The following is a 1,094-nucleotide window of genomic DNA, read 5'->3' on the forward strand; positions in this document are numbered from 1 at the left end:
TGTATGAGGTCATGACGTTGTCGACACGTTCGTGGACTCGGGTGGCCGGGGGCTGATCAGCGCAGGCGGTGTGCGGCCGATGATAGTTGTAATGGTGGACCCAGACGCTGATCGCTTCGCGCCGTTCGTCTTCGGAGTAGAAGGCGTGGGCGTAGAGGCATTCCTCGGCGAGGATCCGCTGGTAGCGCTCGACTTTCCCGTTGTGCCTGGGCGTGTAGGGCCGGGTCCGCTGATGCCGGGAAGCATGCGCGTTCACGGTGCGGACGAAGGTCTTGGCGCGGTAGTTGGAGCCGTTGTCGGTGACCACCCGGACCAGACGCGTGATGCCGTGAGCAGCGAAGAACGCTCTCGCCCGGGAGAAGAAACCGATGGTGGTTGCCGCGGTCTCGTTCTCCAGAGCCTCGGTGTAGGCGAGGCGGGAGTAGCCGTCGATCGCGGAGTGCAGGTAGGTGTAGCCCACGCGCTGCTTGCGCGCCTTCGCATGGCCGCGGCCATGGAGTCGCCAGCCGCCACCGTCGGGGATCTGTCCGACCTTCTTCACGTCCAGGTGGAGCATGTGGCCCGGGAAGCGGGCGATGATCTTCCCGGGCTCACGGTTGTTCTCCCCGGTCGGGTCGAGATCTCGGCGGCGGGAGATCCCGAGCCGTTCCAGCCAGCGCCCGATGGTCCGGACGCAGTAGTGGTGGCCGCGGCTGGCGAGCTCGAGGGCGATGCGGCGGGCAGACCATTTGTGCTCTCGCCGCCAAGCGTCGATGAGTTCGAGGACCTCGATCGGTGGCCTCGAGGGTCGCCTGACCGGGGCGCTGGAGCGATCCTCCAGCGCCTCGGGGCCGTCATGGCGGTAGCGGTGGACCCACTTCGTCAGAGTCGAGCGAGCGACGCCGGCTTCGGCAGCGACGTGGGCGATGGGTCGGCCATCATCTTCGACACGTAGGACCAGGCGGAGTCTTCCGGCAGGGGTCAGCGGCGAATTACGGTGGGTCATGGAACGGGTCTCTTCCAGCAGATGGACGGCTTCAGCACCACCCATCGTGCCGGTCAGGGACCCGTTCCTTCATCCCCGCTCCGTGACTACAACGTCATGACCCGCAACA

At 66.2% G+C, this 1,094-nt stretch carries 1 protein-coding gene; it reads right to left on the bottom strand.

Annotation, left to right across the window (positions count from 1 at the left end; genetic code table 11):
- The coding region (locus tag Q0937_RS17900) for an IS481 family transposase (protein ID WP_299306368.1) at window positions 1-985 on the bottom strand (985 nt) is incomplete at its 3' end.
- Window positions 986-1,094: the final 109 nt, after the last annotated feature.

This window comes from uncultured Brachybacterium sp., from assembly GCF_947500705.1.
Classification (GTDB): domain Bacteria; phylum Actinomycetota; class Actinomycetes; order Actinomycetales; family Dermabacteraceae; genus Brachybacterium.